This window comes from Novosphingobium sp. AAP1 (assembly GCF_001295765.1).
In the GTDB taxonomy this organism is placed as follows: domain Bacteria; phylum Pseudomonadota; class Alphaproteobacteria; order Sphingomonadales; family Sphingomonadaceae; genus Novosphingobium; species Novosphingobium capsulatum.
This window is the reverse complement of record NZ_LJHO01000005.1, coordinates 248,887-270,956: the sequence shown is the minus strand read 5'-3', so window position 1 is coordinate 270,956 and position 22,070 is coordinate 248,887. Positions and strand designations below refer to the sequence as shown.

Below are 22,070 nucleotides of genomic sequence, written 5' to 3'. Positions count from 1 at the left end.
CTAAGAAGAAGCTGGACCCCGGATCAAGTCCGGGGTGACGAAGACTGTGAGGTATTTTAAACACCTTAAATCAAATGCCTAACGTCACCCCGGACTTGATCCGGGGTCCAGCTTTATCCCTCAATACCCCGCCCGAACCAGGCGCGCGTGATTCTCAGAATGATTGCACACGAAGCCACGAAGCCACGAAGAAGCCCCTTCTCTTCGTGTCTTCGTGGCTTTGTGTGGAAATTTGGAAAAAGAGCGGCCCCGACGATAGGGCGCATCAGTTCCAAAAGCGTGACGCCTCGCGAAGTGGACTGAAACGTCCGAGATTGGTGGATCGCTGTTCCTCGCTGCTATCGACCGATGGCGTAAAGTTGGCTTAACATCGTGGCGACGTCGCTATCTCGATCCGGATTACTGGGAAGCCCAATTCGATCGCAGACTATAGCTGTCAAATGATTGGCGATTTCGTCGGTCGGCGCATCGGTTTCGAGCAGCTTCAGCACTTGAAGCGCGTACATGTCGTATTCGTCGGAGGCTCCCTCGATACCGCGCACGCCGATCGGATCCCAAGCCCAGTGCAAAATGATTTGGATCATTTGAAGGTCTGCGATGCTGCTCATTGCGCGTTTCTGCGCCACGTATCGAACATCTGCAACTGGGCGAGCCCAGCCCTCACCCGTGCGGCTGCGGCCCCAGTGCCGGATCGAGATCGCGTGGCCGCGTCAGGTCAACCAGCCGCGCGCAACCCGCGTCCACATCCGCCCAGCGCGCCACGTCCAATTCCAACACGGCGAAAGTGGCGGTCGGGAACTTGGCCTCCACCACATCGCGCAAGGGGCTTGATCCATCATCGGGCACCAGATCGAAGATCAGGTCTTCCAGGCCCGGATTGTGGCCGATCATCAGCACGCTGCCCGGATCGCCGGGCAATTCGCGCAGCAAGTCCATCAGCGTGGCCGAGCTGGCGAGGTAGATGCGCCGGTCCCATTCCACCGGAAACACGCGGTTCCACGCCTTGCTGGCCCATTCGATGGTTTCGGCCACGCGCACCGCCGGCGAGGCGATCACGCGGTCAAAGCGGCGGCCGCTGTCGCGCACATGCTCGCCCATGGCGAGCGCGCCGCGCTGGCCGCGTTCGTTGAGCGGACGGTCGAAATCGCGGGCGCGGGCGTCGCTCCAGTCAGACTTGGCATGGCGGAACAGGGCGAGCGTCTTCACGGCGAACTTTCGACTTTCGATGCCAACACCGCCTCATCAACACGGCCGGCGATGGATTGTAAAGCCTGCTCCAGGCTGACCCGGCGCACTGGCGTGCCTTCGGGGAAGGCAGACAGCAGGCGCGATGGGAAGGCAGAGGAGAGGACCACGAAATGGCCCTTGTCATCGGCCGAGCGGATCAGGCGGCCGAATGCCTGGGCCAGGCGCGCGCGAATGATGCGGTCATCGTGCCCCTGCGCGCCGCCCTCTTCGCGCGGGGCGGCCATGCGCCGGGCGCGGTGCAGGATCGATGGCTTGGGCCAGGGCACCTGCTCCATCACTACCAGGCGCAGCGACTGGCCCGGCACATCGACCCCGTCGCGCAGCGCGTCGGTGCCGAGCAACGAGGCGCGCGGATCGTCGCGAAAGATATCCACCAGCGTGCCGGTATCGATCGGATCGACATGCTGGGCATAGAGCGGCAGCCCGGCGCGCGCCAGGCGATCGGCAATGCGCCCATGCACCGCGCGCAAGCGGCGGATCGCGGTGAACAGGCCCAGCACGCCGCCGCCGCTCGCCTCGATCAGGCGGGCATAGGCGCCCGCCAGCGCGGCGATATCGCCCCGCGGCACGTCGGTCACGATCAGCACCTGCGCCTGGTTGGGATAGTCGAACGGGCTCTTGGCGGCGAAGAGTTCGGGCTGCACCTCCAGCCGCGCGGCACCGCTGCGGGTGATCGCCCCGCTCCAGTCGCCGCCATCGGTCAGCGTGGCCGAGGTCATCAGCACGCCATGGGCCGGCGCCAGCACGACTTCGGCAAAGGGCTTCATCGGATCGAGATGGTGGCGGTGCAGCCCCATGTCCCATTCCCGGCCATCAGAGCGATCGAGGGCCAGCCAGTCCACATAATCGGGATCGGCCGGCCCGCCCAGCCGCCCGAGCAGCGCGATCCAACCCGCGAGCAGGTCGGTGCGCCACTGGATGGCACTGCGTGCGCCCTCGATCCGCGCGCGCGCCTGGCCGTCGAGCCAGTCGGGCCCTTCCTCCACGATCGCTTCCAGGCGCAGGGTCAGGCGCAGCAGCGGCTGGCGCAGGTCTTCCAGCGCTTCGAGCGCGGCGGCGGCGGCTTCCAGCATCGGGCCATCGAGTTGCGCCGCTTCGGTTTCCAGGCCATAGCCGGCCTCGGTGCCGCCGCTTTCATCGCGGGCGAGCACGGTGGCGCGTACGGCGGCAAGCAGACGCTCCACCGGGCCATCGGGCGTGCCTTCGCCAATCCGCGCCAGCCAGCCGTCACCGGGCAAAAGCTCAGCGGCCTCGCGCGCCTGGGTGATCGCCGTGGCGCCACCTTCGTCATAGCTGGCGACATCGGCCAGCCGCGCCGAAAGCCCGCGCCGCCGCCCGCGTGACTTGCCTTCCGGGCCGATCACCCAGCGGCGCAGCTCGATCGCCTCGGCCCCGGTCAGCGCCGCGCCAAACGTGCTGTCGGCCGCATCGAACACGTGGTGTCCTTCGTCGAACACGATGCGCGTGGGGCGCTGCGCGACATCGCGGCCGCGTGCGGCGTTGACCATGACCAGCGCGTGGTTGGCCACCACCAGCTCTGCCTCGGCACTGGCGCGCGCGGCACGTTCGATGAAGCATTTGCGATAATGCGGGCAGCCGGCATAGACGCATTCGCCGCGCTGGTCGGTCAGGGCGGCGATGCCGCGCTTGCGGAACAGCGTGCCCAGCCAGCCGGGCAGATCGCCGCCGATCATGTCACCATCCTGGCTATAGGCCGCCCAGCGCGCCACGAGATGCGCGAGGATCGCCGGCCGCCCGGTAAAGCCGCCCTGCAAGGCGTCTTCCAGATTGAGCAGGCACAGATAGTTTTCGCGCCCCTTGCGCACCACCACCGGAGGCGGCGCCTTGCTGCCCGGCGGCGGCATGGCAAAGGCACGCGCACTTTCGCGGCGCAGCTGCCGTTGCAGCGCCTTGGTATAGGTGGAAACCCAGACCGTACCGCCCGATTGCTGCGTCCACAGCGATGCCGGCGCCAGATAGCCCAGCGTCTTACCGGTGCCGGTGCCGGCCTGGGCCAGCACCACGTGCGGCTGCCGCGCCCCCCGGCGCGGCGCAAACATCTGCGCCGCCTCGCGCGCAAAGGCGCGCTGGCCTGGCCGGTCTTCCGCCCCGGCACCGGTCAGCGTGGCGAGCCGCGTCTCCACCGCCTGCGGATCGAGCACGACTTGCGCGGGCTGCGGCCGCTCGCCCGCCTCGTCCCATTCCGGCAGGCGGGAAAACAGCCAGCGCTCGGCGCGTTCGGGCCGGGCGATCTGCCCGGTGAGCAGCGTGGCCCAGGGCCAGCGCAGCTTGATCATGGATTGCAGCGCGCTCCACGCCCCTTCCCGCTCTGGCCAATCGGCCGCAGCAGTGGTGGCCAGCAAGGCCTGCGCCGCCTGCTGCAACAGCAGCGGGACATCGGCGTCTCCGGCCGGCTGCGGCAGGCCCAGCGCATTGGCCAGCCCCTTGGGCGTGGGTACCACGAATCGCGCAGGATGGACGAAGGCATAGAGCTCGAGCAGATCGAGGCCCGACAGATCGGGATAGCCCAGCCGGCTTGCCACCAGCGGCGCATTGAGCATCAGCAGCGGCGTATCGGCCGCCGCCACGATCGCCTCACCCTTGCCCACCGTGCGGGTGGAGGGGAACAGATCCACCCCGCGCAGCCAGCAGCCGCTGTGGCTGGCATGGACTGCGGGCAGATCGAGCGCCGGCGGGGCGGGATTGCCCGGGTCTGGAGCAGCAGGGACAGCCATGCCCGAACCTGTGAACGAAAATGGAACGAGGGGCAAGCATACACCCGTGCCCCACCCCCTCCACTTAAACAATCCGCGCCGGCGCCGTTTTTGCTGGCGAACCGGATGGGAACCGCCGGATCGTCACTCAACCCATAGTGGAGAATGGGAAAATGGCAGTCATCAACACCAATATCGCGGCGCTTCGTGCCGCCAACGCCTCTATCACCGCGTCGCAACAGACCGGCGTTGCGATGCAGCGCCTGTCGACCGGCAAGCGCATCAACAGCGCCAAGGACGATGCCGCGGGCCTGGCCATCACCACCACCATGACCGCGCAGATCCAGGGCATGCAGCAGGGCGTGCGCAACGCCAACGACGGCATCTCGATGGCGCAGACCGCCGATGGCGCGCTCAACGAAGTGACCGCGATGCTCCAGCGCATCCGCGAACTGGCGGTCCAGTCCAAGTCGGCCACCTACCAGGATTCCGATCGCACCGCGATGCAGTCGGAAGTGGGCAACCTCACCGCCCAGATTTCAGACGTGCTCAACAACACCCTGTTCAACGGCAACAACGTGTTCAAGGTGATGACCAGCACCCCCGCCACCGATGGCAGCGACGATCTCACGCTCGATATCCAGGCCGGCGCCAACACCACCAACGTGGTCACGCTGCGCTCCAAGGCGTTCGACGGCCAGATCCTGTTCGGCTCGGGCGCATCGACCTATGATGCTACGTCCACCACCCAGGCGCTGGACGTGAGCGATTCAGCCAAGGCTTCGACCACGATGGACAACATTGACTCCGCCCTGGCGCAGGTGACGGCCGTGCGTGCCGAATTCGGTGCCGGTCAGAACCGTCTGCAATCGGTGGTCAACAACCTGACCGACAACGTCACCAACCTGTCCGATGCGCGCAGCCGCATTCTCGATACCGATTATTCTGCTGAAACCACCGCCATGGCCAAGGCGCAGATCCTCGCCCAGGCATCGACCGCGATGATCTCGCAGGCCAACCAGAACCAGCAGAATGTCCTGACGCTCCTGAAGTAAGTCCCCCATCCACACCCGCTTCGGGAGCCTCCACGGAAATGCGGTACAGCCCACCCCCGGGCTGTGCCGCATTTTCGCATGGAACCGCCGCATCAACCGCCCCAAATGCCTTGCCTTCGCGCGCGGCAGGCGCGAAAGGGCGGGAACCATGACCCAAACCGAACTCACCACCGCCGCCCAAGTGTCGAAGTCCTGGCCGTTCGAGGAAGCGCGCAAGCTGGTCAAGCGCTATCCCGGCGGGAAACGCGACGGCGCGGGCGAGCTGGTGCCGGTGCTGTTCGAAACCGGCTATGGTCCCTCGGGCCTGCCGCATATCGGCACCTTCCAGGAAGTGTTGCGCACCACGCTGGTGCGCCGCGCCTATGAAGTGCTGACCGGTGGCCACCCCACGCGCCTGGTCGCCTTTTCCGACGACATGGATGGGCTGCGCAAGGTGCCCGACAACGTGCCCAACAAGGACCTCCTCACCGCGCACCTGCAGGAGCCGTTGAGCCGCATTCCCGATCCGTTCGGCAAGTACGAAAGCTTTGCCCACCACAACAACGCGATGCTGCGCGAATTCCTCGATCGCTTCAGCTTCGACTATGAATTCGTCTCGGGCGCCGAACGCTACAATTCGGGCGCTTTCGACGAAGCGCTCAAGAGCGTGCTGCGCCACTTTGACGCCATCATGGGCATCATGCTGCCCACCCTGCGCGAGGAACGCCGCAAGACCTATTCGCCGGTCCTGCCAATCTCGCCCAGCAATGGCCAGGTGCTGCAGGTGCCGATCGAGGTGGTCGATGCCGAAAGCGGCATGATCCGCTTTACCGACGTGACCGGCGAGGTGGTCGAGCAATCAATCCTGGGCGGCAAGTCCAAGCTGCAGTGGAAGGTCGATTGGGCGATGCGCTGGGTGGCGCTGGGCGTCGATTACGAGATGTGCGGCAAGGACCTGACCGACAGCGTGACGCAATCGGGCCGCATCGCCCAGGTGCTCGGCGGCCGCCGCCCCGAAGGCCTGATCTACGAACTGTTCCTGGACGAGAAGGGCGAAAAGATCTCGAAGTCCAAGGGCAATGGCCTGACCATCGAGCAATGGCTCGATTACGGCAGCGAGGAATCCCTCGGCTTTTACTTGTTCCGCGAACCCAAGAGCGCAAAGTCGCTGCACGTGGGCATCATCCCCCGCGCGGTCGATGAATACTGGCAGTTCCGCGAAAAGCTGCCCAGCCAGCCGGTGGAGCAGCAACTGGGCAACCCGGTGTGGCACCTGCTGCGCACCAATGGCGAACAATCTGGCGCGGGCGACAAGCTGCCGGTGACTTATGGCCTGCTGCTCAACCTCGTCGGCGTGCTGGGCGCCCATGCCACGCGCGAACAGGTGTGGTCATACCTTGCCAACTATGTCGACAATGCCGATCCGGCCGCCCATCCCGCGCTCGACGCGCTGGTGACGCGGGCGCTGGCTTACAACCGGGATTTCATCGCGCCCACGCTGGTGCGGCGCAAGCCCGAGGCTGGCGAGGCAGCGGCGCTGGCCGCCCTCGACGAAGAACTCGCCGCGACGAGCGACGATGCCACGGCCGAGGAATTGCAGAATATCGTCTATGAAATCGGCAAGGACCCACACTACGGCTTCGAAACCCTGCGTGACTGGTTCAAGGCGCTGTATGAGACGCTGCTGGGCTCTGCCCAGGGCCCGCGCATGGGCAGCTTCATCGCGCTGTATGGTGTAGGCAATACGCGCAAGTTGATTGCTGAGGCGCTGGCAGAGGGCTGACACGCCCTCCCCAAGCCCCTCCCGCAAGCGGGAGGGGAGATAGCTGTTTCCCCCTCCCGCTTGCGGGAGGGGGCCAGGGGGAGGGAATGTTATCCCGCCCCCAACAGCATTACGGCATCAGCACGGCATTGATCACGTGCACCACGCCGTTGGACTGCGGCACATCGGCGATCGTCACCGTGGCCTTGCCGCCCTTGGCGTCGGTCAGGACGACATTGCTGCCATCGAGCATGGCGGTCAGCGGTTCGCCTTCCACCGTGGTCAGCGTGGCAGTGCAGCCGCCGGCCTTGATCTTGGCGATCAGGTCAGCCGCAGTCACCTTGCCGGCCACCACGTGGTAGGTGAGGATCTGGGTTAGCTGCGCCTTGTTTTCAGGCTTGAGCAGCGTGTCCACGGTGCCTGCCGGCAGCGCGGCAAAGGCTTCGTTGGTCGGCGCGAACACGGTGAACGGGCCCTTGCCGTTCAGCGTGTCGACCAGGTCGGCGGCCTTGACGGCGGCGACCAGCGTGGTGTGATCGGACGACTTCGACGCGTTTTCGACGATCGTCTTGGTGCCAACCATCGCGGCGCCACCGACCATCTTCGACGCGGCGGCCTGGGCGGCGGGGGTGAGCGCAAGCGCCAGGCCGGCAGCGGCCAGCGACGCATAGAACTTGCCTTTCAGCATGGGAAACTCTCCACTCGGCATCATTGCCGCCGTTCGAACCAGATCAAACAGGCAGAGTTCCAGCACATGCCCCTGCCCACAAGGGCAACGCGGCGCAAACAAATGAAACGAAGCGGATTTTTAGGGAAAGGCCGCCTTTCCCTTTTGGGCGAAGCACGGCACGCGGCACGGACGCAGCAGCTGCCCGGCCGGGTCAATCGTCTTCGAGCGCCGCCGCCAGACCGCTGCGAATCTGTTCCAGATGCACGCGCAGCCGCGCCACCGCGGCAACCAGCTCGGTTTCCAACGCGGGGCTGGCCTTGCCCATGGGCGCGGTTTCCCGATCCGCTGCCAGCGGTGCAGAGACCGGGCCCTGGTCGGCCTTGTCCAACGCCACAGGCGCGTTGACGCGCAGGTCACCGTCCAGTGCCTGGCGGGCGCCGCGAATGGTATAGCCTTCGTGATTGAGCAGGCGGTCGATCGTGGCCACGAGCGCCACGTCTTCGGCCCGGTAATAGCGCCGGTTACCGGCGCGCGTCAGCGGGCGCAGCATCGGAAACTGCTCTTCCCAATAGCGCAGGACATGCGGCTTCACGCCCAGGAGCCGGGCCACCTCTCCGATCGTGCGCAAGGCATCGGGCGCCTTGCCATCATCAATCACACTTTCGGGAGAAACGAGATGGCCCTTATCCGTCATGTATCCATTCTATCAGGAACCGTCGCTGATGCGATCCTTCAGCATCTGGCTGGCGCGGAAGGTGAGCACGCGCCGTGGCGTGATCGGCACTTCCACCCCGGTCTTGGGGTTACGCCCGATGCGTTCGGCCTTGTCCCGCAACAGGAACGTACCGAAACCGGAAATCTTAACATTCTCGCCTTCGGACAGTGCACCACTCATGTGCTGCAATATGGCCTCGACCATTTCGAGCGAATCCGCCCGCGAAAGACCGACCCGACGATTGATGCTCTCGGCCAGATCGGCCCGTGTCAGCGTACCAACAGAACGCATGGTTGTTTTACCCCCCGGTAAAAAAATCCCTTCCCGTCCCATACAATAGCGCGTTTTGCAGGACAGGCAATGCACTCCATTCCGTCAAAGCCCTGATGGATTTTCTGCGCAGCAAAAATCCAGCGATGATCGGACTGTTTCAGATCGTTTCAGGCATCCCCATGCTCCAAAACGGTCGTGAAATCACTTGGCACCACAGTGGCGCGAATCACATGCGGGCGATGCACGCCCCCCAGGTAAACCCGCCGCCCATCGCTTCGAACACCACCAGGTGCCCCTTGGTGATGCGCCCGTCGCGCACGGCGGTGTCAAACGCCAGTGGCACCGAAGCGGCGCTGGTATTGGCGTGCTGGTCCACCGTCACCACCACCTTTTCCGCCGGCAGACCGAGCTTACGCGCGGTGGCATCGAGAATGCGGTAGTTGGCCTGATGCGGCACCACCCAATCGATATCGGCAGAAACATGGCCGGTGTCGGTCAGCACTTCCTGCAGTACCGAGGCGAGATTGGTGACGGCGTGGCGGAACACCTCGCGCCCCTTCATCCGCAGCTTGCCCACCGTGCCCGTGGTAGAGGCACCACCATCGACATAGAGTAGCTGGTTGTGGGCGCCATCGGCATGGAGGCGGGTGGCCAGAACGCCCGGCGCCGCCGCGTCAGCCGGATCGACTTCGCGCGCTTCGAGCACCATGGCGCCGGCGCCATCGCCAAACAGCACGCAGGTGGTGCGGTCTTCCCAATCGAGAATGCGGCTGAAGGTTTCCGCGCCAATCACCAGGGCGCGGCGCGCCATGCCGGTGCGCAGCATGGCATCGGCCGTACCCATCGCATAGAGAAAGCCCGAGCAGACCGCCGCGACGTCAAATGCCATGCCGCCATTGCAGCCCAGCGCCTGCTGCACGATCGTGGCCGTGGCGGGAAAGGTCTGATCCGGCGTGGCCGTGGCCAGCACGATCAGGTCGATGCTGGCAGGTTCGATCCCCGCAGCCTCGATCGCGCGGCGCGCGGCGAGGATGGCGAGCGAGGACGTGGTTTCGCCCTCCCCCGCGATATAGCGATTGCGAATGCCCGTGCGCTCCACGATCCATTCGTCGGTGGTATCCACCATCTGCGCCATTTCAGCATTGGAAACGGCACGTTGCGGCAGAGCGGAACCGCTGCCGGTAATAACCGAGCGCAGAGTCACAGCGCGGTTTCACCTTCCGTGTTGGCCGCACGGCGCCGGGCCGGCTGGCGAATCGTATCGGGATCGACCGCAGCCACGTCGGCCGCGATACGCTCGATCAGGTTTTCCTCCAGGAGGCGCGCGGTCACGGCGACGGCATTGGCCACCCCCATGGCCGATGCGCTGCCATGGCTTTTCACCACCACGCCATTGAGGCCGAGGAAAACCGCCCCGTTGTGGTTGTTGGGATCGAGATGATGCTTGAGCGTTTCGGTCGCCGGGCGCGAGATCAGGAAGCCTAGCTTGGACCGCAGCGACGAGGCGAAGCTGCGACGCAGCAGATCGCCCACGAAGCGGGCGGCGCCTTCCATCGCTTTCAACGCGATATTGCCGGAGAACCCATCGGTGACGACCACGTCGAAATCGCCGCGCGAGACCTTGTCCGCCTCGGCAAAGCCATCGAACGTCAGCGCGAGCGAGGCAGCGGCCTGCTTGAGCAGGGCGGCGGCATCGCGCAGGTTTTCGGTGCCCTTGGTTTCTTCGGTGCCGATGTTGAGCAGGCGCACGCGCGGACTGTCGAGCCCGTGGACGATGCGCGCATAGGCTGCGCCCATGATGGCGAACTGGAACAGATTGCGGGCATCGCAATCGGTGTTCGCGCCCAGGTCGAGCATGATGACATCGTGCGTGCCCAGCGTGGGCAGGAGGGCAGCCAGTGCCGGGCGATCGATGCCAGGCATGGTGCGCAGCGCCAGCTTGGCCATGGCCATAAGCGCGCCGGTATTGCCGCTGCTCACCGCAGCGCCAGCCTCGCCACGCTTCACCGCATCGATGGCCAATCCCATCGACGTGGTGCGTGCGCGGCGCAGGGCTTGGGTGGGCCGTTCATCGCCGGCCACCGCTTCGGGCGCGTGGAGGATTTCCGACGCGCTGCGAAGGTTGGGATGATGGTCAAGGGCTTGAGCGATCTTCGCCTCGTCCCCGACCAGCAGGAACTTGAAGCGATCGTGACGCCGACGCGCAAGCGCGGCGCCTTCGATCATCACGCGCACACCTTCGTCACCGCCCATCGCATCGACGGCGATTCTGGGCAGGCTCATGATCCGATCATCCCTCCGTCAGATCGGCTCAGGCGCCGACGGCGATGATTTCGCGACCGTTGTAGTGACCGCAAGCGTTGCACAGCATGTGCGGGCGCTTGAGTTCACCGCAGTTCGAGCATTCGTGGAATGCTTCTGCCTTCAGCGCATCGTGGCTGCGGCGCATGCCCCGGCGGGACGGGGAGGTCTTTCTTTTTGGGACGGCCATTTCGGCACCTGTTCCTGAAAATTACAACGATTGCGGGCGCGATAGGGAAAACCGTGCCACCGCACAACCCCGCATCTCACGACGAAGGGTTCATACGGCTTCCGTTCTGGATTAGAGCGGGTGGACCGGCATCGCCTATCACGGGCGAAGGCCGCGCCTATACGGATTTTCTGGTGCTTTGCAAGCATGGCCTCGTCGCAAAGGCGGCATTTGGCCCATGCACCGGCGCAGAAAACCTGGGCAGAACATGCGAGAGGGGAAAATACGCGATGCCGATCATCCTGCCCATCACCCTGGTTTCCGCCGGGGCGGCGGCGATTCTCAATTTCTGGCTGATGGTGCGCATCGGCATGGTGCGGCGCGAAGCCAAGATCGCGCTGGGCGATGGCGGCCATCCGCCGCTGGTCGCGCGCATGCGCGCCCAGGCCAACTTCATCGAAAGCGCCCCGATCGTGCTGGTCCTATCGGGCCTGGTGGAACTGGCGCGGCCGGGCAGCCCGTGGCTGCTCGGCGTCATGGGCATCTATATGCTGGGCCGCGTTGCCCATGGCGTGGGCATGGATGGCAAGCAGCCTTCGCGCCTGCGCATGATCGGCGCGCTGACCACGATTCTCGCGCTGCTTGGCCTTGCCGTCTGGGCGATTTCCATCGCGGCCGACGCCTGAAAAACCTGCGGGCCTGATTCGCTACGAATCAGGCCCGCCTCGTTCAGGCGAGCGCGGCATCCCCCACCCAGGGGTTGCTCGCGCGTTCATGGCCAAATGTGCTGCGCGGGCCGTGGCCGGGATTGAACATCACGTCGTCGCCCAGCGGCCACAGCCGCCCGGTGATCGAGGCGACCAGATCGTCAAAGTTGCCGAGCGGGAAATCCCAGCGGCCAATGCCGCCCTGGAACAGCACGTCGCCCACCACGGCAAAGCGCGAGGGCTGGTGGAAGAACACCACGTGGCCCGGCGTGTGCCCCGGGCAATGCAGCACATCGAGCGTCAGATTGCCCACCGTGACCGTATCGCCCTGGTCGAGCCAGCGCGTCGGCGTGAAGATTTCCGCCGGCACGCCCCAGCGCCCGCTATCCTCGGCCAGCTTGGCGATCCAGAACAGGTCCGCCTCGTGCGGCCCTTCGATCGGCACGCCGAGGTCGCGCGCCAGCTGCGCCGCGCCGCCGCAGTGATCGAGGTGCCCATGGGTGATCAGCAGCTTTTCCACTGTCACGCCAGCCTTGGCCACCAGGGCCTTGATCCGGTCGAGATCGCCACCCGGATCGATCACCGCCGCCTTCATCGTGGCCGTGCACCACAACAGCGTGCAGTTCTGCTGCAACGGCGTAACAGGCAGAATCGCCACTTGCATGGGCGGCAGGGTGCTGGATGGGGTCTGGTTCATGCCCCTGAAATGGCCAGCGCGCCGGCAAATGGCAAGCCATTGGCGCGCCGCACCTTCAGATCTTGCCGCCCTTCCACACCACGCGGCCGACCACGTCCACATCGGCCATGGGGCGTTCCATACGGGGATAGGCGGGGTTGTCGCTGATCACGCGGATCATGCCCGCCGCGCCTGCTTCCAATCGCTTGACCAGCAGCACATCGTCCACGCGGATCACGTGGATGCCGGCGCGCAGGGGGCGCGGGGTGCGGTCGACCAGGATTTCGTCGCTGTCGCGCAGCGTCGGCTCCATCGAGTCGCCTTCCACCTCGATCACGCTGAGCATGGCCGGATCGAGGCCCTGCGCCTTGAGCCAGCGGCTGGAAAAGCGCAGCCGGCCGACCGGCACTTCATCGGCCGTCAGCGCCCCTGCCCCGGCCGAAGCGCCCAGCGCCAGGCGGGGAATGTCAGCCCATTCGGCCTGGGTTCGCGGCGTGGAAAGACCGACGCCATCCTGCCGCAGCGCCGCGGGCACATGCACCGCCGGATCGGGCGCGCCCAGTTCCGCCTCGTCCACGCCAAAGAACCGCGCCAAGGTGCCGCGATCGATCTCTTCCAGCTTGCGCGGCGAACCCTTGCGCACGAATTGCTGAAGATAGCTAGCATTGCGCCCGATCAGCCCGGACAGCGCCGAGAGCGAAACCCCCCGCGCGGCAGCCAGTTCGACCAGCCGCGCCCGCGCCGGATCGAGCGGTTCGCCGCCACCTTTGCCTATCGTGCCAGCGCTTTCGACAGATTCCAGAGACTTCGCCATGGTGCGTCCAAACTCGAAGGATTTTTCCTAGACACTAAGCCTATCCAGCGGTTTATAGGATTTTTATCGGGATTTGTCCACAGGACTACACCGGAATCCGAGGAAATTTCATGTCGCGATTCAAGCCATGTCCTTAACCATCCAGACCAGCCTGCATGGCCGCGACAGTGGCAAAAGTGCCAAAGAACATTTCATGAACATATTGGGTTTTCAACACAAAGGATTGCTTCCCATGCTGCGCAATCACGATGCTTTCAGCCCCGGCAATGCCCCTCGCCCGCGCCGAGTCGCGCCAGGCCTGGCGCCGCGCGTGGTGCGCAGCGTGCTGGCGCTGGCCGGGCGTAACGCGCAACTGATCGATCACCGCGAACGCCCCTGGGCCAGCGTAACCTTTTCCGGCGCGCGCCACACCGTGATCCTGCGCTATACCGGCTGGGAAGCGTGCGACGATGGCGAGGCGCTGATCGCCGCCCTGCCCGATCACGAATTCACCGTGCCCGGCGCCGTGGTGGCCGATGTGACCGTGGTGCGCACCGACGAGGCCGTGCTGCCGCAGCGCACGCTGGAGGTGGAGCTGGAACTGCTGCTGCTCGATCAGGGGTGATTGGTGTGGCGCGCGCGGGCTTCGACAGGCTCAGCCCGAACGGGAGAGAGAGAGTTTCTTTTCATCCCCGTTCGCCCTGAGCTTGTCGAAGGGCCTTTTTAACCCAAGCGCCAGTCCCAGCCGAGTGGGTCGCCATCCATCGCGTCCACGCCCTGGGCCGCCAGTTCATCGCGCAAGGTGTCGCTGCGGGCAAAGTCCTTGGCGGCGCGGGCTTCGTGGCGGGCAGCGATGCGCTGGGCGATCTCGTCCTCGGTGATCGTGGCCGCCTTGGGCCGCAGGCGCAGGGCGGTGCGATCGAGCGTGAGCAGGTTGAGGCCCAACACGCTGTCGAACGCCGCAATCGCCGCCAGCTTGAGCGCCGGGTCGATCTTCTTGAGCGCCACCGCCTCGTCCAGCACGGTGAGCGCCACGGCGGTGTTGAGATCATCGCTGATCGCGGCGTCGAAGCGCTCCACCAGCGGCGCCAGCTTGGCATGGCTGCGCCAGGCGCTGGTATCGACGCCTTCTTCCGCGCGCTCTTTGAGCTGGGCCACGGCCATGACCATGCGCTTCAATCGCGTCAGCGCCGCGCCCAGCCCTTCCCAGGAAAACTCCAGCTCGCTGCGATAGTGTGCCTGAAGGCACATCAGGCGATAGGCGAGCGGGTGATAGCCCCGGTCGATCAAGAGTTGCAGGCGCAGGAACTCGCCCGAGGACTTGCTCATCTTGCCAGAGCGTTCGACCAGGAAATTGTTGTGCATCCACATGCGCGCGCCCGAATTGGCCGGGTCGGTGAGGCTGCCGGCGCAGCAGAACGCTTGGTTTTGCGCGATTTCGTTGGGGTGGTGGATCTCGCGGTGGTCGATACCGCCGGTGTGGATATCGAACGGAAAGCCCAGCAGCTTGCCCGACATGACCGAGCATTCCAGGTGCCAGCCCGGTGCGCCGCGCCCCCACGGGCTGTCCCACTCCATCTGGCGGGTCTCGCCCGGCGGTGTCTTGCGCCAGATCGCGAAATCGGCCTGGTGGCGCTTGCCCTCGACCTGTTCGATCCGCCCTTCGCCCTCGTCGGTCGCAGCGCGGGCGAGCTTGCCATAGTCGGCCACGGTGGAGACATCGAAATAGAGCCCGCCGGGCAACTCGTAGCAGTGCTTGTCGGCAATGCTTTGGGCAAATTCGATCATCGCCGGCACATAATCGGTGGCGATCGACCAGTGCGCCGGCTGGCGAATGCCCAGCGCGTCGATATCAGCCCAATAGGCCTGGGTATAATGGCGGGCGATGTCCCAGATCGACTGCGCATTGGCGCGCGCGGCCTTTTCCAGCTTGTCCTCGCCGGCATCGGCATCGTCAGTCAGGTGGCCCACGTCGGTAATGTTGATGACGTGGGTAAGCGCATATCCCTTCCACGACAGCGTGCGGCCCAGCACATCGGCAAAGACATAGGCGCGCATGTTGCCGATGTGGGGATAGTTATAGACCGTCGGCCCGCAGGAATAGACCCGCGCTTCGCCAGGATGGACCGGCACGAACGGTTCGAGCGCGCGGGTAAGGCTGTTGAACAGCATGAGCGGGGCGGATTGGTCGGTCATGCCGCGCGCTTTGCCCCGCGTGGGGGTGTGCGGTCAAGGTTGGGGTGGTGGGAGGGATGCGACAGCGCCCTTCGACAGGCTCAGGGCGAACGGGGGAGGCATAATACCCCCAAGACCCCGTTCGGGCTGAGCTTGTCGAAGCCCGTTGCAGGTGAGCGCAGTGCCAGCGCCCTTCGACAGGCTCAGGGCGAACGGAATATTGAAGTCAGGTTGCTGGAAAGCCCGGCAACCCAGCCCTCAATCCACCTCGAACAGGTCGGCCAGCTGTTCCACGATCGTGCCGCCCAGTTGCTCCACGTCCATGATCGTCACGGCGCGGCGGTAATAGCGGGTCACGTCGTGGCCGATGCCGATGGCGACCAGTTGCACCGGGCTCTGCTTTTCGATCCAGTCGATCACCCGGCGCAGGTGCTGTTCGAGGTAACCGGCGTGGTTGACCGAGAGCGTGCTGTCGTCCACCGGCGCGCCATCGGAAATCACCATCAGGATGCGGCGATCCTCTTGCCGGGCGAGCATGCGGGTGTGCGCCCAGAGCAGCGCCTCGCCGTCGATGTTTTCCTTGAGCAGGCCTTCGCGCATCATCAGGCCCAGGTTCTTGCGCGCGCGGCGCCAGGGCTCGTCAGCCTTCTTGTAAACAATGTGGCGCAAGTCGTTGAGACGGCCGGGATGCGCCGGCTTGCCACCCGCCAGCCACGCCTCGCGCGATTGGCCGCCCTTCCAGGCGCGGGTGGTAAATCCGAGCACTTCGGTTTTCACGCCGCAGCGTTCCAGCGTGCGCGCCAGGATATCGGCGCTGATCGCCGCGATCGAGATCGGCCGCCCGCGCATCGAGCCGGAATTGTCGATCAGCAAGGTCACGACGGTGTCCTTAAACTCGACTTCGCGCTCGATCTTGTACGACAGCGAATGGCCCGGCGCGATCACCACGCGGGCCAGCCGCGCGGCATCGAGCAGGCCTTCCTCCTGGTCGAAATCCCAGCTGCGGTTCTGCGCGGCCATCAGGCGGCGCTGCAGGCGGTTGGCCAGGCGCGTCACCACACTTTGCAGGCCCTTCATCTGGTTGTCGAGATAGGCGCGCAAACGCGTCAGCTCTTCCTCGTCACACAGGTCGGTGGCGGCAATCACTTCGTCGAAACGGGTGGTATAGGTCTTGTAGTCGAAATCCTCGGGCAGGTCGGTCCACGGACGGTTGGGCCGGGTGGGCAGCATGCCTTCCTCGCCCTCGTCGGCCATGTCGGCGTCGGCGGCATCATCGGGGCGATCGGCCTCTTCCTGCTGATCGCCATCGCCTTCCCCGTCAGAGGTATCGCCGGCCTGCTCGACCGGTTGCTGGTCATCCGCGCTGGACTCGGACTCTTCGGGCTTTTCGGTGCCGTCGTCCTGTTCGTCCTCGCTGTCTTCGTCCTCGTTCTCGTTCTGCTCGGGCGCAGAGGCCTGGGTGAGATCGAGATGGCCGAGCATCGAGAGCGCCAGCTTCTGGAACGCCTTCTGGTCTTCCAGGCTGCCAGCCAGGCTTGCCATGTCGTCGCCGGCCTTGGCCTCGATCCAGCTGCGCACCATGTCGGTGCCAAGCTTGGCCAGCGCCGGGATTGGCGCGCCGGTAAGCTTTTCGCGCAGCAGCAACGAAAGCGCGGTGGGCAGCGGCACTTCTTCGGGCTTGGTCGCGCGGCTGATCGGATCGGCGCTGACCCGCTGCGCGGTCACGGCATCGAGATTGCCGCGCATGCCCTGATATCCGTCAGAGCCGAGCACTTCGTAGCGCACCCGCTCCACCGCGTCATAACAGGCGCGGGCGAGCATTTCCGCCGGCGCGCCGGCATTGTGCAGCGCATCGTTGTGATAGCGCAGGCGCAGCGCCATGGAATCGGCGGCGCCACGCGCCTGGGCCACCTGCTCTGCCGGCAAGGCGCGGCCGGGCATGGGCACGCGCATCAGCTTGCCGGTCTGGCTGGCCTGGTCCGATGTCCATGCCACTTCCACTTCGGGCTGTTCCGCCAAGGCGCGGGACGTGCCGGTGAGAACGGAGCGGAAGGTATCGAGCGGGGATTCGGCAGCCAAGAATCAATCCAGTTTTGCAAATCGCGCCCCGGCCACAGAAACCGGGGCGCGTGTGTTCATCAACCGATAGATTGGCCGGTCTTGGCCCAATCCGCAAGGAACCCTTCGATGCCCTTTTCGGTCAGGACATGCTTGAACAGGCCCTTGATCACCGCCGGCGGTGCGGTGATCACGTCGGCGCCGATGCGCGCGCTTTCCAGAATGTGGATGCCATGGCGGATCGAGGCGACGAGGATTTCGGTCTCGTAGGCATAGTTGTCATAGATCAGGCGGATGTCGCGGATCAGGTCCATGCCGTCAAAGCCGTTGTCATCGTGGCGGCCGACGAAGGGCGAGACGAACGTCGCGCCGGCCTTGGCCGCAAGCAGCGCCTGGTTGGCCGAGAAGCACAGCGTGACGTTGACCATCGTGCCATCGGCGGTCAGCTTCTTGCAGGTCTTGAGGCCGTCGATCGTCAGCGGCACCTTGATGCACACGTTGTCGGCGATCTTGCGCAGGATTTCGGCCTCGCGCATCATCCCGGCGTGATCGAGCGCGACCACTTCGGCCGAAACCGGCCCGTGCGTGAGGTGGCAGATTTCCTTGGTCACCTCGATGAAGTCGCGGCCCGACTTGGCGATCAGGCTGGGGTTGGTGGTCACGCCATCGAGAAGCCCGGTGGCGGCCAGATCGGCGATTTCGGCGGTATCGGCCGTGTCGACAAAGAACTTCATGAGGGATTGTCCTGCGCAAGGGTTATGATTTGATAATGGCGTTAACACCATAACGGCGAATCTGGCGCGGGCTATAGGGCAGCCCCATCGCGCTGTCAGGCCTGCTTGTGCGCCATACCCCGATCAACGTTGGCGCAAAGGCCGCGTTCCCCATTTGCCCCATGCGCCCGGCTGCCTATATGCACGGGGTGATGAGCCAGCCCCCGCCGCGCAGCCAATCCCGCCGCATCCGTTGCGTGGTGTTCAACGCCGCGCTGGGGCCGCTCGACTACAAGGTGCCCGCACATCTCGATGTGGTGCCGGGCCAGGTGGTGGTCTGCCCGCTGGGGCCGCGCCAGATTCTGGGCGTGGTATGGGAAGAAGACCGCCTGCCCAGTGCCGACGTGCCCGAACACAAGCTGCGCCCGATCCTGGGCGTGGTGCCGGTGCCGCCGCTCGGCGCGCCGCTGCGCCGCCTGATCGAATGGTGCGCCGATTACTACATGGCCCCGCTTTCGGCCGTGGCGCGCATGGCGCTGTCGAGCACGGCGGCGCTGCAAGGCGGCAGCACAGTTACCGAATATCGCCTGTCCGGGCGCGAGCCGGGCCGGCTGACACCGCAACGCGCGCAGGCGATGGACCTGTTGATCGACCAGCAGGCGACGATCCGCGAACTTGCCGAAATTGCCGAGGTTTCCGACGGGGTGCTGCGCGGCATGGTCAATGCCGGCCTGCTCGAACCCGTCACGGTCGATGCCGACCGGCCCTACCCCGCCGCCGATCCGCGCCATGCCGTGCCGGAATTGACCCCCACCCAGGCGCAGGTCGCCGGGCGGCTGGTAGAGGCCGTGGCGGCGCGGCGTTTCGTCACGTTCCTGCTCGACGGGGTGACCGGATCGGGCAAGACCGAGACTTATGCCGAGGCGATTGCCGCCGCGCTGGAACAGGGGCGCCAGGTGCTGGTGCTGCTGCCCGAAATCGCGCTGACGCAAAGTTTCCTCGCCCGGTTCGAGGCGCGCTTTGGCGTGGAGCCGGTCACCTGGCATTCCTCGCTCAAATCGTCGGAACGGCGCCGGGCCTGGCGGGCGGTGGCGCAGGGGCGCGCGCAAGTGGTAGTGGGCGCGCGGTCGGCACTGTTCCTGCCCTTTGCCGCGCTGGGCCTGATCGTGGTGGACGAAGCCCACGAGATCTCGTTCAAGCAGGACGACGGCGTGCGCTACAACGCGCGCGATGTGGCGGTGATGCGCGGCTATTTCGAAAGCATCCCGGTGGTGCTGGCCAGCGCCACCCCCGCGCTGGAAAGCCTGCATATGGCCGCGAGCGGGCGCTATGAACGGCTGGTGTTGCCCAGCCGCTTTGGCGGCGCCGGCCTGCCCGATATCCGCATTCTCGACTTGCGCGAACAAGCGCCGGAGCGCGGCCACTGGCTGGCCCCGCCGCTGGTGGAGGGCCTGCGCGAGCGGCTGGCCAAGGGTGAGCAGAGCCTGCTGTTTCTCAACCGGCGCGGCTATGCCCCGCTGACGCTGTGCCGCACCTGCGGCTATCGCTTCCAGTGCCCCAATTGCTCGGCGTGGCTGGTCGAACACCGCCTGTCGCAGCGCCTCGCCTGCCATCATTGCGGCCACGAGGTGCCAACGCCCCGCGCCTGCCCCGAATGCGGCGAGCCCGATTGCCTGGTCGCCTGCGGCCCGGGGGTGGAGCGCATTGCCGACGAAGTGGCCACGATCCTGCCCGAGGCGCGCGTGGCGCTTGTCACTTCGGACACGTTGACGAGTGCGGCCAAGGCGGCCGAATTCGTGGCCCAGGCAGAGAACAAGGCCATCGACGTGATCGTGGGAACGCAACTGGTAACAAAGGGCTATCACTTCCCCGACCTAACCCTGGTGGGGGTGGTCGATGCCGACATGGGCCTGGAAGGCGGCGACTTGCGCGCCGCCGAGCGCACCTATCAACAGGTGGCGCAGGTTGCCGGCCGCGCTGGCCGGGGGGAAAAGCCCGGTGAAGTGCTGATCCAGACGCGCCACCCCGATGCCCCGGTGATCGCCGCGCTGGCCAGTGGCGATCGCGACGCGTTCTATGCGGCCGAGACAGAGGCCCGGCGCGAAGCCCACGCCCCGCCGTTCGGCCGCTGGGCCGCGATCATCGTGTCGAGCGAGGACGAGGCCGAAGCGCGCGATGCCGCCCGCGCCATTGGCGGCACCGCGCCGCGCCTTGACGATGTGATGATCCTTGGCCCCGCGCCCGCCCCGCTTTCGCTGCTGCGCGGGCGTTATCGCTATCGCCTGCTGGTCAATGCCCGCCGATCGAGCGAGGTGCAGAAAGTGATCCGCCAGTGGCTGGAGCCGTTCCGCTTTCCCCAAGGGGTAAGGGTGGCGGTGGATATCGATCCCTACAGCTTCGTTTGAGCGATCATGAGCAACGGCCCCGTCCTTGTCCCCGTGCTGGGGGACCAGCTTTCCCATGGCCTGTCGAGCCTGGCTGATCGCACGCCCGAAGACACCGTGGTGCTGATGATGGAGGTGTGGGACGAGACGCAATATGTGCGCCACCACAAGGCCAAGATCGCGCTGATCTTTTCGGCAATGCGCCATTTCGCCCGGGAACTGCGCGATACCGGCTTCACCGTCGATTACGTAAAACTGGATGATCCCGGCAACACCGGCAGTTTCACGGCGGAGGTACAGCGCGCGATCCGGCGCCATGCCCCGCGCGGCGTGCAGATCACCGAACCGGGCGAATGGCGCGTGCGCGAGATGATCACGGCCTGGCGCGATACGCTGGGCGTGCGGCTGCGGGTGCTGCCCGATACCCGCTTTGTCTGCCCGCTACCCGATTTCTTCCAGTGGGCCGCCGGGCGCAAGCAATGGCGCATGGAGTATTTCTATCGCGAGATGCGCCGCAAGACCGGCCTGTTGATGGACGGCGACAAGCCGGCGGGCGGCAAATGGAACTTCGACGCGGAAAACCGCGGCGGCCCCGACGCGGAGTGCCGCCCGCCCGCCGTCTCGCACTTTGCCCCCGATGCCATCACGCAAGAGGTGATTGCCCTGGTCGAGGCGCGCTTTGCCGGGCATTTCGGCAGCCTCGATCACTTTGCCTGGCCGGTTACGGCGGCACAGGCCGCCCATGCCTTTGACCGCTTCCTGAAAACGCGGCTGCCGCTGTTCGGCCGCTATCAGGATGCGATGATGGCCGGCACCGACACGATGTATCACGCGGTGATCAGCCCGGCGCTCAACATCGGGCTGATCGATCCGGTGGAGATGTGCCGCCGCGCCGAGACCGAATGGCGCGAAGGCCGCGCCCCGATCGAGGCAGTCGAAGGCTTCATCCGCCAGGTCATCGGCTGGCGCGAATATGTGCGCGGCATCTATTGGCTGACCATGCCCGATCTGAGCAAAGCCAACCAGCTGGGCGCCACGCGGCCCCTGCCCGAATTCTGGTGGACCGGCGAAACCGACATGGCCTGCGTGGCCGATTGCGTGCGCGCCACGCACAAGAATGCCTATGCCCACCATATCCAGCGGCTGATGGTCATGGGCAATTTCGCACTGCTTGCCGGGCTGTCTCCGCAAGACGTGGCCGACTGGTTCCTGGTGGTTTACGCCGATGCCTTTGAATGGGTGGAACTGCCCAACGTGGCCGGCATGGCGCTGTTTGCCGATGGCGGCAAGCTGGCGTCGAAACCCTATGCCGCCAGCGGCGCCTATATCGACCGGATGAGCAACTATTGTGGCGATTGCCGCTATGACGTGAAGCGCAAGGTGGGCGACGGCGCCTGCCCGTTCAACGCGCTCTACTGGGATTTCCTCGCCCGCAACGAGGAACGCCTGGCCGGCAACCCGCGCCTCGCCAACCCCTACGCCACCTGGCGACGCATGAGCGCCGACAAGCAGGCCGAATACCGCGACAGCGCCGCTGCCTTCCTCGAAACGCTGGAACCGGCAAAGAAAGGCTGGGCACGCGCGTAAGGCGCAGCGCCGAACAATTCCTGCGCGACGTGCCCGGTTGTCATGCCTAAGATCGCGCTGCTGCGCTGGCATGGGGGCCAGGTTGCCGCGT

20 protein-coding genes are annotated in these 22,070 nt (G+C 65.6%); 6 read left to right on the top strand and 14 right to left on the bottom strand.

Annotated elements, in window-relative coordinates; genetic code table 11:
* Positions 1-338: 338 nt before the first annotated feature.
* From IP65_RS13000 to IP65_RS12990, 3 genes are read right to left on the bottom strand one after another with little or no spacing between them, the layout of a single operon-like run.
* Positions 339-608 (bottom strand): hypothetical protein, encoded by a 270-nt coding sequence (locus IP65_RS13000; RefSeq protein WP_054131991.1) that lies wholly within the window; start codon positions 606-608, stop codon positions 339-341.
* Positions 609-660: 52 nt separating this feature from the next.
* Entirely contained in the window at positions 661-1,206 is a 546-nt protein-coding gene (locus tag IP65_RS12995; RefSeq protein ID WP_054131990.1) for a histidine phosphatase family protein, read from the bottom strand.
* Positions 1,203-3,983 (bottom strand): ATP-dependent DNA helicase, encoded by a 2,781-nt coding sequence (locus tag IP65_RS12990; protein WP_054131989.1) that lies wholly within the window; start codon positions 3,981-3,983, stop codon positions 1,203-1,205. The genes IP65_RS12995 and IP65_RS12990 overlap by 4 nt, the downstream gene beginning before the upstream one ends.
* 152 nt (positions 3,984-4,135) lie before the next feature.
* Between IP65_RS12990 and IP65_RS12985 the strand changes: the two genes are divergently transcribed.
* Together IP65_RS12985 and IP65_RS12980 are read left to right on the top strand one after the other, a co-directional pair.
* Positions 4,136-5,017, top strand: coding sequence for a flagellin (locus tag IP65_RS12985; protein ID WP_054131988.1), 882 nt, complete (start codon positions 4,136-4,138; stop codon positions 5,015-5,017).
* Positions 5,018-5,165: 148 nt separating this feature from the next.
* Complete coding sequence (locus IP65_RS12980; RefSeq protein ID WP_054131987.1) at positions 5,166-6,779, top strand: lysine--tRNA ligase; 1,614 nt, start codon at positions 5,166-5,168, stop codon at positions 6,777-6,779.
* A 109-nt stretch (positions 6,780-6,888) separates the two neighbouring features.
* Here the strand turns inward: IP65_RS12980 and IP65_RS12975 are convergent, their stop codons facing one another.
* The 6 genes from IP65_RS12975 to rpmF all read right to left on the bottom strand — a co-directional run bounded on the left by IP65_RS12975 (position 6,889) and on the right by rpmF (position 10,907).
* Positions 6,889-7,446 carry a fasciclin domain-containing protein gene (locus IP65_RS12975; protein WP_054131986.1) on the bottom strand — a complete coding sequence of 186 codons (558 nt, stop codon included), beginning with the start codon at positions 7,444-7,446 and terminating at the stop codon, positions 6,889-6,891.
* Between the two features lie 193 nt (positions 7,447-7,639).
* A complete protein-coding gene (locus IP65_RS20875; RefSeq protein ID WP_082350127.1) occupies positions 7,640-8,122 on the bottom strand; it encodes a MerR family transcriptional regulator in 483 nt (160 codons plus the stop codon).
* Positions 8,123-8,134: 12 nt separating this feature from the next.
* Positions 8,135-8,434, bottom strand: coding sequence for an integration host factor subunit alpha (locus IP65_RS12965; RefSeq protein ID WP_022676834.1), 300 nt, complete (start codon positions 8,432-8,434; stop codon positions 8,135-8,137).
* Between the two features lie 208 nt (positions 8,435-8,642).
* Positions 8,643-9,620 carry a beta-ketoacyl-ACP synthase III gene (locus IP65_RS12960; protein ID WP_022676833.1) on the bottom strand — a complete coding sequence of 326 codons (978 nt, stop codon included), beginning with the start codon at positions 9,618-9,620 and terminating at the stop codon, positions 8,643-8,645.
* On the bottom strand, positions 9,617-10,699 hold the full coding sequence (gene plsX / locus IP65_RS12955) for a phosphate acyltransferase PlsX (RefSeq protein WP_054131985.1): 1,083 nt from the start codon (positions 10,697-10,699) through the stop codon (positions 9,617-9,619). Before plsX ends, IP65_RS12960 begins: the two co-directional genes overlap by 4 nt.
* A 28-nt stretch (positions 10,700-10,727) precedes the next feature.
* Positions 10,728-10,907: a 50S ribosomal protein L32 gene (rpmF, locus tag IP65_RS12950; protein ID WP_022676831.1), complete on the bottom strand. Its 180-nt coding sequence runs from the start codon at positions 10,905-10,907 to the stop codon at positions 10,728-10,730.
* Between the two features lie 269 nt (positions 10,908-11,176).
* Between rpmF and IP65_RS12945 the strand changes: the two genes are divergently transcribed.
* Positions 11,177-11,572 carry an MAPEG family protein gene (locus tag IP65_RS12945; RefSeq protein WP_054131984.1) on the top strand — a complete coding sequence of 132 codons (396 nt, stop codon included), beginning with the start codon at positions 11,177-11,179 and terminating at the stop codon, positions 11,570-11,572.
* Positions 11,573-11,615: 43 nt separating this feature from the next.
* Here IP65_RS12945 and IP65_RS12940 read toward each other — a convergent pair whose 3' ends face one another.
* Both IP65_RS12940 and IP65_RS12935 read right to left on the bottom strand, forming a co-directional pair.
* The gene (locus IP65_RS12940) at positions 11,616-12,290 is read right to left on the bottom strand and encodes an MBL fold metallo-hydrolase (protein WP_054131983.1); all 675 of its coding nucleotides are present in this window, start codon (positions 12,288-12,290) and stop codon (positions 11,616-11,618) included.
* Positions 12,291-12,345: 55 nt separating this feature from the next.
* Positions 12,346-13,083, bottom strand: coding sequence for a S24 family peptidase (locus tag IP65_RS12935; RefSeq protein WP_054131982.1), 738 nt, complete (start codon positions 13,081-13,083; stop codon positions 12,346-12,348).
* A gap of 232 nt (positions 13,084-13,315) precedes the next feature.
* Here IP65_RS12935 and IP65_RS12930 point away from each other — a divergent pair, with 232 nt between their 5' ends.
* The gene (locus tag IP65_RS12930; RefSeq protein ID WP_082350126.1) at positions 13,316-13,687 is read left to right on the top strand and encodes a hypothetical protein; all 372 of its coding nucleotides are present in this window, start codon (positions 13,316-13,318) and stop codon (positions 13,685-13,687) included.
* Between the two features lie 98 nt (positions 13,688-13,785).
* Here the strand turns inward: IP65_RS12930 and cysS are convergent, their stop codons facing one another.
* From cysS to fsa, 3 genes are all read right to left on the bottom strand, one after another.
* On the bottom strand, positions 13,786-15,258 hold the full coding sequence (gene cysS, locus IP65_RS12925; RefSeq protein ID WP_054131981.1) for a cysteine--tRNA ligase: 1,473 nt from the start codon (positions 15,256-15,258) through the stop codon (positions 13,786-13,788).
* Between the two features lie 237 nt (positions 15,259-15,495).
* Positions 15,496-17,316, bottom strand: a complete 1,821-nt coding sequence (gene cobT, locus IP65_RS12920; RefSeq protein ID WP_054131980.1) for a cobaltochelatase subunit CobT — start codon at positions 17,314-17,316, stop codon at positions 15,496-15,498.
* Between the two features lie 59 nt (positions 17,317-17,375).
* The gene (gene fsa / locus IP65_RS12915; protein ID WP_022676824.1) at positions 17,376-18,029 is read right to left on the bottom strand and encodes a fructose-6-phosphate aldolase; all 654 of its coding nucleotides are present in this window, start codon (positions 18,027-18,029) and stop codon (positions 17,376-17,378) included.
* Between the two features lie 191 nt (positions 18,030-18,220).
* Between fsa and IP65_RS12910 the strand changes: the two genes are divergently transcribed.
* Positions 18,221-20,413 carry a primosomal protein N' gene (locus IP65_RS12910; RefSeq protein ID WP_054132004.1) on the top strand — a complete coding sequence of 731 codons (2,193 nt, stop codon included), beginning with the start codon at positions 18,221-18,223 and terminating at the stop codon, positions 20,411-20,413.
* A gap of 6 nt (positions 20,414-20,419) precedes the next feature.
* A complete protein-coding gene (locus tag IP65_RS12905) occupies positions 20,420-21,979 on the top strand; it encodes a cryptochrome/photolyase family protein (RefSeq protein ID WP_022676823.1) in 1,560 nt (519 codons plus the stop codon).
* Positions 21,980-22,070: the final 91 nt, after the last annotated feature.

What these genes read in the sequence shown, in the direction of transcription:
- IP65_RS13000 (WP_054131991.1), bottom strand. Translation starts at nt 608, where the DNA reads ATGAGCAGCATCGCAGACCTTCAAATGATCCAAATCATTTTGCACTGG.
- IP65_RS12990 (WP_054131989.1), bottom strand. Translation starts at nt 3,983, where the DNA reads ATGGCTGTCCCTGCTGCTCCAGACCCGGGCAATCCCGCCCCGCCGGCG.
- IP65_RS12985 (WP_054131988.1), top strand. Translation starts at nt 4,136, where the DNA reads ATGGCAGTCATCAACACCAATATCGCGGCGCTTCGTGCCGCCAACGCC.
- IP65_RS12980 (WP_054131987.1), top strand. Translation starts at nt 5,166, where the DNA reads ATGACCCAAACCGAACTCACCACCGCCGCCCAAGTGTCGAAGTCCTGG.
- IP65_RS12975 (WP_054131986.1), bottom strand. Translation starts at nt 7,446, where the DNA reads ATGCTGAAAGGCAAGTTCTATGCGTCGCTGGCCGCTGCCGGCCTGGCG.
- IP65_RS20875 (WP_082350127.1), bottom strand. Translation starts at nt 8,122, where the DNA reads ATGACGGATAAGGGCCATCTCGTTTCTCCCGAAAGTGTGATTGATGAT.
- IP65_RS12965 (WP_022676834.1), bottom strand. Translation starts at nt 8,434, where the DNA reads ATGCGTTCTGTTGGTACGCTGACACGGGCCGATCTGGCCGAGAGCATC.
- plsX (WP_054131985.1), bottom strand. Translation starts at nt 10,699, where the DNA reads ATGAGCCTGCCCAGAATCGCCGTCGATGCGATGGGCGGTGACGAAGGT.
- rpmF (WP_022676831.1), bottom strand. Translation starts at nt 10,907, where the DNA reads ATGGCCGTCCCAAAAAGAAAGACCTCCCCGTCCCGCCGGGGCATGCGC.
- IP65_RS12945 (WP_054131984.1), top strand. Translation starts at nt 11,177, where the DNA reads ATGCCGATCATCCTGCCCATCACCCTGGTTTCCGCCGGGGCGGCGGCG.
- IP65_RS12940 (WP_054131983.1), bottom strand. Translation starts at nt 12,290, where the DNA reads ATGAACCAGACCCCATCCAGCACCCTGCCGCCCATGCAAGTGGCGATT.
- IP65_RS12935 (WP_054131982.1), bottom strand. Translation starts at nt 13,083, where the DNA reads ATGGCGAAGTCTCTGGAATCTGTCGAAAGCGCTGGCACGATAGGCAAA.
- IP65_RS12930 (WP_082350126.1), top strand. Translation starts at nt 13,316, where the DNA reads ATGCTGCGCAATCACGATGCTTTCAGCCCCGGCAATGCCCCTCGCCCG.
- cysS (WP_054131981.1), bottom strand. Translation starts at nt 15,258, where the DNA reads ATGACCGACCAATCCGCCCCGCTCATGCTGTTCAACAGCCTTACCCGC.
- fsa (WP_022676824.1), bottom strand. Translation starts at nt 18,029, where the DNA reads ATGAAGTTCTTTGTCGACACGGCCGATACCGCCGAAATCGCCGATCTG.
- IP65_RS12910 (WP_054132004.1), top strand. Translation starts at nt 18,221, where the DNA reads ATGAGCCAGCCCCCGCCGCGCAGCCAATCCCGCCGCATCCGTTGCGTG.
- IP65_RS12905 (WP_022676823.1), top strand. Translation starts at nt 20,420, where the DNA reads ATGAGCAACGGCCCCGTCCTTGTCCCCGTGCTGGGGGACCAGCTTTCC.